The following is a 6,311-nucleotide window of genomic DNA, read 5'->3' as shown; positions in this document are numbered from 1 at the left end:
TCTGCTTGAGTTTCAGCTTCTGCCTGAGCTTTAGCTTCTGCCTGGGCCTTAGCTGCTTCTTGAGCCTTAGCTGCTGCTTGAGCTTCAGCTGCTGCCTGAGCTTTAGCTTCTGCTTGAGCTTTAGCTGCTTCTTGAGCCTTAGTTGCTTCTTGAGCTTTAGTTGCTGCCTGAGCTTCAGCTGCTTCACGAGCTTTAGTTGCCTCTTGAGCTTTAGCTTTTGCTTGAGCTTCAGCTACTTCCCCGGCTTTAACTGCTTCACGAACTTTAGTTGTATCTTGAACTTTAGTTACTTTTTCAGCTTTAACTACTGGCTGAACTTTAACTGGTGCTTTTCCTGTTAAGTAAGGAACGTGTACATAAGCTGTTTTGCCGTTATATTCAAATTGAATCCAATCATTTTGTACTTGGTGTGTTGTTTCGATTACATCATCTTTTTTCAACTTACCAAGAATTTCTGAGTCTGTGTTTGCACCAGCACGTACGTTTAATACGTTTGCTGTTACGTAGTAAGTATCTTTTGTATAGTCAGCGCTTATGAAAGCCTCTTTACCACTATTTAATTTAACTTTTGACCATCCGTTTTCTGTATGTAAAACGTCAACCTTATATCCATCTAATAACTTTCCGACAACTTGTGATTCAGTAGTTGGGTTTTCTCGTACATTTAGTACATCAGTTGTTACAATCGTTTCTGCTTTAGCAGATGTTGTGAAAATCCCAAGACCAAAAACCGCTGCTGTTGCTATGCCCATAAATTTTTTCATAATAGCCTCCATTGCATTTGTTTTCGTTGACCTCATTATAGCAACCATTATTTTCTTATTTGCGGAAAACACAAAACTACAAAGCATTCGTAACGAGGCATTAATATTCTGTAATAATTCCATTAATATCCTGATAGCGTTTTCTTCACGTTTTTTGGGGGATTAGAACATATGATTCATAAAATCAATACTATTTTAATTACTAATAGATTAATAATGTATCAGTGGTGTTTCTTAAATGTTTCTGTAACATTACGAAAAAGGGGTATTTAACTGTTTGAATCGCAATGTAGTTATAAAAATATAATATTTTTGTGTGAGAAGTCATATATATAGGGTGGATTTTAATAAAATAGAGATATAATTGTTACAAAATAAGTTGTAGTATGGAAAAAATTACGCCTTGAATTTGTTCTTTTACATATTATTTTTGCAATAATAGGATTGCTTGATAGCTTTCGTGAGAAATGAAAGTTTAAATGATAAAAAGACTTCGAAAGATATTCGTAACTTAAAACATATATAATAGAAGAAACACAATTTGAAGGGGAGATATCGTGATTAATTGGTTCACGAATTGCAGTAGAATTATATAATAGAAGTTAGAGGTTCTTATTTTTGTCAAAACGTCGATAAAATCGAATTTGCCTGCAATAAAATAAAAAACGTAGGAGTGTAAACTCCTACGTTTTTTATTTACTCATATCGTAAACATTCAATTGGATCAAGTTTTGCAGCTTTGTTAGCCGGTAGTAAACCGAATGCAATACCGATTAGCATTGAAATACCTACTGAAAGAAGTCCAAGTTCTTTTGAGATAACGAGTGGCCATCCGGCAAAGATTGAGACGATCCAAGCGAAGAAAATACCGAGCATGAATCCGATGAAACCACCGAGTCCTGTTAAAATACAAGATTCAATTAAGAATTGCGTTAATACTTTACCGCGCGTTGCACCAAGTGCTTTACGAATACCAATCTCACGTGTACGTTCTGTTACAGATACAAGCATGATGTTCATTACACCGATACCACCAACAAGTAAAGAGATAGCAGCAATACCACCGAATACCATTTTCATCATACCGATTGATTCATCTAATTGCTTTGTAAACTCACCCATATCTTGGGCTTCAAATTTATGTTCAAACTTAGGAGCTTTCATTTCGTTTAAAACGGAAACGGCTTGTTTTTCTACACTTTTACGTTCTGCTGGAGAAACTAGTGTTAGTTTTACAGAGTCATATTCATTTACTCCAGAAATTACAGGGGCGTTTTCAAGTGACGTGTAACCTTCAGCCATAGCCATTCCGAATTCATTTTTCGTTTCGTACACACCGACTATTTTATATGGTTTTCCTTTTATATCAGTGTATAAATTTGATTCCCAACCATTAAATAATTTGTTGAAAGCTTCTTCATTTAATATAACAGCAGGAATCGCCTGGTTTAATTCGCTGTCGTTTAATTCACGACCGTGAACTAATTTTATCTTCGAATCTGTCATAAAGGCGCCTGTTCCACCTTTTAAATCAAGAGAGACATCTTTTGAACCAGAAGATGCTTTTACTTTCATACTTACATCTGGATAAACATCTTTAACACCTGGTACAGTTTGAAGACGTTTTAGCATATCAGGTGTGATTTTGGCACTATCAGTTCCATAATCGGGGTTGTTATAGTAAATCGTTACTTCCGTATCTTTTCCTTGGCCTAATTCTTTTTTAAACTTTGCGTTTGTACCATCACCCATTGAAATGATAGTAATAATGGCACTAATACCGATAATAATACCTAACATCGTTAATATAGAACGCATTTTATGAGCAAAGATAGAGGAAAGGGCCATGCGTATATTTTCACTCGTGTTCAAAATTAACCTCTCCAATCTTGGACGATATTTCCGTCACGAATTACAATTTGACGTGCTGCCGCTTCCCCGATTTCACGATCGTGGGTAATCATAATGATTGTTGAGCCTTGTTTGTTTAGTTCGTAAAAGAGGTCCATAATTTGTGTACTTGTTTTCGTATCAAGTGCACCCGTTGGTTCATCGGCTAAGATGAATTTCGGGTTATTTACGATTGCACGTGCAACCGCAACACGCTGCTTTTGTCCACCTGACAATTCGTTTGGCAGGTGAGTAGCGCGATCAGCTAAACTTACTTTTGTTAAAGCAGCTAATGAGCGCTCACGTCTTTCTTTTTTATCGACTCCAGCGTAAATAAGAGGTAATTCAACATTTTGTAGTGCTGTAAGTCTCGGTAGTAACATGAAGTTTTGGAATACGAATCCTATCTCTTTATTACGAACATGTGCGAGTTCTGTTTCAGACATATTTGAAATATTTTGACCAGCTAATTCATACGTACCTGTAGTTGGTTTATCTAAGCAACCGATAATGTTCATTAACGTTGATTTACCAGAACCAGATGGTCCCATTATAGAAGTGAATTCACCTTGGTTCAGTGTTACGTCAATTCCGTGTAATATTTGAACTGATTCTGCACCAGTTTGGAAGGATTTCGTGATGCTTTTTAAATTAATCACTGGGCGACAACCTCCATACCATCTTTTACATCTTTTTCAGGTTTAGAGATAATTTGCTCTCCTTTTTTCACTCCTGAAACTTTTGCTTCGCTATCTGTCTCGAATTCAACAGTAACCGCTTGTTCTTTCGCTTTACCGTCTTTTACAACGAAGACAACATTTTTGTCACCTTTTTTCACAATGCTGCTTTTCGGAACAATTGTACCAGTTGCTTCTCCAGATTTACTCGTTACGTAAACATGGAAGCCGTTTTGTAATTCTTCACTATTATCTAATGTGACTGTGAATTGATAATTAGAAACAGTTTTATTTTCATCCATGCTCTTTAATGGTGTAGAGCTGATTTCTGTTACTTTTCCTGTCCAAGTCTTACCAGCGACAGTTTTTGATGAAACAGTTACTTCTTGCCCAACTTTCATACTAGCAAGCTCATATTCAGAAAGTTGACCTTTTACTTTAAATGGACCAGCGTGGCGAAGTGTAATGCCGCTCATACCTGTTTTTTCATCAGCAGTTTTCACGATATCATCAATTACGCCATCAACAGGGCTCGTTACAGAAAGTGTATTTAATTTCTCTTTTGCTGCTTTAATCATTTCATCAGCTTTTTCTACTTCAAACTTTTTCATTTCAAGTTGTGATTCTAATTGTTGAACTTCGATTTCCGATGCTTTTAATGCTTCCTGAGGAAGGCCAGCATTTTTCTCTTTTTGTAATTTTTGTTTTGCCGCATCGATTTGTTTTTGATGTAATGTTACTTCTTTTTGTGCAATTCTCTTTTGCATTTCAGCTTCCGTTACACCTTGTTTAGCAGTAGGGTCATTATATTTAAACAGAAGCTGACCTTTTTTCACTTCATCACCTTTTTTAACAGCTAATTCATACGTACCTTTTGTTGGATCGAATGAAATTGTTTCAATTCCATTTGGAATAACTTCACCGCCAAATTTTTGTGCATTTTCAATTTGTTTTTCGGTTACTTTATATCCGCTATATGCCATTGCTACTTCTGAACTACCGCCAGCTAAAGCAAAATATGATCCAGCCGCAATTCCGATTGCTACTACACTAGTAATTAACACTTTATTTTTCTTCTTCATCTATTTATCACCTTTTCGTTCGTTTTAGTATCTACATTAAGTATAGAAGAGGTGAAGAATATGACAAATCGTTTTAGCTTACAATAACCTTACAGTTTTGTAAGGTATGGATATGTAAATGTAATGTAGAGGTTGTCCTAGATTAAGCAAATGAATTGACTCGTTGCTTCCTTCCTACAATAATATTGTAGGAAGGAGAGGAGGAAGGAAGATGGAAGCTTATTTTAGTGCGCATCCATTAAAACCATTTATTCCATACTCAAGGCAACATGCCATTATATTATTTATTATGTTGGTGGGGATATTTTTTCTATATCAATACCAAGATGTATTACGTCAAAGTGAGTGGAATATAACGGTTCGATATGCGATTGCATTTCTATTTATAGGAAGTGAAATTGGACTTCATATGTGGGAATGGAAAGCAGGGATTTTTGAGTTAGGCACTTCATTACCATTTGAGTTATGTACAATTAGTTTATTGTTAGCATCAATTATGATTGTAACGAAAAGTTATCGAATATATGAGATTGTGTTTTTTACAGGAATCATTGGTGCATCGCAGGCAATTTTAACGCCAAACCTGCAGTATGCTTTTCCGCATTTTCGTTTCATTGAATATTTTATTGCACATATACTACTCATTTGGGCACCGCTCTTTATGACTTGGGTGGAAGGGTATCGTCCTACTTTGCAGTCTATTAAACGGACGATGATATTTTTAAACGTATTAATTCCTATCGTTTCGTTTGTGAATTTTAAAACGGGTGGTAATTATATGTTTTTAGCTCATAAGCCAGAAACTGCCTCATTACTCGATATGTTAGGGCCACATCCTTACTATATTATTTCATTAGAAATCGCAGCGCTTATTGGATGTTTTATTTTGTATATGCCGTTTTCGAAAAGAGAAAAACATGTGCATAAAGAACCACTAGGATCATAACCTAGTGGTTTTTTGTATAAATATTTACAATTCAGAAAATTAAGAATAAAATTAAAGGGTAAATCATAGAGAGAGAAGGGGAAAAATGGTCAAAAAAGTTTTTTTGAATGGGATGGAAATGACGATTCAATTTCTTATTTCGATTTTGGGTATTATTTGTTTAGGGACACTGCCGAAATTATTTTATGGATTTGAGCTGCATGTATCAGAGTACATAAAGAGTTTAAAAGAAGTATTTGCGAACTTAATGGATATCTCCAATTTGCAATATGTGAGAGATAAATTTTTATTTCCACAGTTGTTTGTCCATTATAAAGAAACGATTGTTATTTTTTTGGCCGCTTTTTTCATTTCATTATTTGTAGCATTTTGTATTGTTTATATGATTATGAGTAGTTCACCGCGTATACAATATCGAATTAAATCATTTCTCATCTTCCTAGAATCCATTCCAGACATTCTTCTTATTTTAGGATCACAAATTTTAGTTATATGGTTTTTTAAACAAACAGGTTTTTTACCTTTTCAAATTGCGTCAATTGGAGGTGAGTCGATTAGAGGATTGCCAATATTTTGTTTGAGTATACCGACTACGATTATATTTGTAAAAATGTTAGTGCTTCGTTTTGAAAATGAGCTAGAAAAAGATTATGTACTATTTGCTAAGGCGAAAGGGCTGGATCGCTTTCATATTTTAAATCGTCATATTTTACGAAATGTGTTGCTTAGTACACTTTTCTTTGCGAAAACGAATATTTTTTTTATGTTATCTAATTTATATATTATAGAATGGATTTTTAATACGAGTGGTATTTTTATGTTTTTGAAATCGTATGAGGGTATTAGGGTTGAGGTTTTCATCGTTAGTGTGCTGCTTATTTATATTCCGATTTTTATTTTATTTAAATTGTTTCATTATCTCATTCCAACTGCGATGAAGGAGAGCTTATAA

Annotated in this window: 6 protein-coding genes; 2 read left to right on the top strand and 4 right to left on the bottom strand. The window is 34.7% G+C overall.

Annotated elements, in window-relative coordinates; genetic code table 11:
- From MR071_RS18920 to MR071_RS18905, 4 genes are all read right to left on the bottom strand, one after another.
- Window positions 1–887, bottom strand: an 887-nt coding sequence (locus tag MR071_RS18920; protein ID WP_242237547.1) for an SH3 domain-containing protein, incomplete at its 3' end; no start/stop codon positions are given.
- A 573-nt stretch (window positions 888–1,460) separates the two neighbouring features.
- Window positions 1,461–2,612, bottom strand: coding sequence for an ABC transporter permease (locus tag MR071_RS18915; protein ID WP_414429095.1), 1,152 nt, complete (start codon window positions 2,610–2,612; stop codon window positions 1,461–1,463).
- A 26-nt stretch (window positions 2,613–2,638) separates the two neighbouring features.
- Window positions 2,639–3,313: an ABC transporter ATP-binding protein gene (locus tag MR071_RS18910; protein ID WP_105585800.1), complete on the bottom strand. Its 675-nt coding sequence runs from the start codon at window positions 3,311–3,313 to the stop codon at window positions 2,639–2,641.
- A complete protein-coding gene (locus MR071_RS18905) occupies window positions 3,310–4,413 on the bottom strand; it encodes an efflux RND transporter periplasmic adaptor subunit (RefSeq protein WP_242237545.1) in 1,104 nt (367 codons plus the stop codon). The genes MR071_RS18910 and MR071_RS18905 overlap by 4 nt, the downstream gene beginning before the upstream one ends.
- A 211-nt stretch (window positions 4,414–4,624) precedes the next feature.
- Between MR071_RS18905 and MR071_RS18900 the strand changes: the two genes are divergently transcribed.
- A complete protein-coding gene (locus MR071_RS18900; RefSeq protein WP_242237542.1) occupies window positions 4,625–5,359 on the top strand; it encodes a YwaF family protein in 735 nt (244 codons plus the stop codon).
- Between the two features lie 85 nt (window positions 5,360–5,444).
- Window positions 5,445–6,311 (top strand): ABC transporter permease subunit, encoded by an 867-nt coding sequence (locus MR071_RS18895; protein WP_242237539.1) that lies wholly within the window; start codon window positions 5,445–5,447, stop codon window positions 6,309–6,311.

Source organism: Bacillus cereus group sp. BfR-BA-01316, from assembly GCF_022664195.1.
Lineage (GTDB): Bacteria > Bacillota > Bacilli > Bacillales > Bacillaceae_G > Bacillus_A.
The sequence above is the reverse complement of the archived record's forward strand: the minus strand, read 5'-3'. Positions and strand labels throughout refer to the sequence as shown.

Bases quoted from the DNA above. Each gene is read 5' to 3' on its own strand.
- MR071_RS18905 (WP_242237545.1), bottom strand. From the start codon at position 4,413: ATGAAGAAGAAAAATAAAGTGTTAATTACTAGTGTAGTAGCAATCGGA.
- MR071_RS18915 (WP_414429095.1), bottom strand. From the start codon at position 2,612: ATGGCCCTTTCCTCTATCTTTGCTCATAAAATGCGTTCTATATTAACG.
- MR071_RS18900 (WP_242237542.1), top strand. From the start codon at position 4,625: ATGGAAGCTTATTTTAGTGCGCATCCATTAAAACCATTTATTCCATAC.
- MR071_RS18895 (WP_242237539.1), top strand. From the start codon at position 5,445: ATGGTCAAAAAAGTTTTTTTGAATGGGATGGAAATGACGATTCAATTT.